The organism is Psychromonas arctica (assembly GCF_038155225.1).
GTDB classification, from domain to species: domain Bacteria; phylum Pseudomonadota; class Gammaproteobacteria; order Enterobacterales; family Psychromonadaceae; genus Psychromonas; species Psychromonas arctica_B.
Window position 1 is genome coordinate 1 of record NZ_JBAKBA010000152.1, and the last position, 252, is coordinate 252.

At 40.5% G+C, this 252-nt stretch carries 1 pseudogene; it reads left to right on the top strand.

From position 1 onward, the window contains the following. Window positions 1-252: pseudogene (locus V6255_RS18125) on the top strand (methyltransferase); the annotation flags it as partial.

A 252-nucleotide genomic window follows, 5' to 3' on the forward strand; every position in this document is an offset into this window, starting at 1 on the left:
CGTCATACCTTAAAGAATGACGCGCAAGTGACGGCAGAGGAGTTACGACAAGCATTAGCTGATTTATGCAATGAAACTGCATCTACTTAGGATCATCAAGGTATAGACTTTCTTTGTGGAGATGTAAAAACGCATGCACCAAAACAAACAGATGTAATGATTGCATTGCATGCTTGTGATGTGGCTACTGACTATGCCATTCATTATGGTATTCGTGCGAATGCGATCATTATCATGTGTTCACCTTGTTGT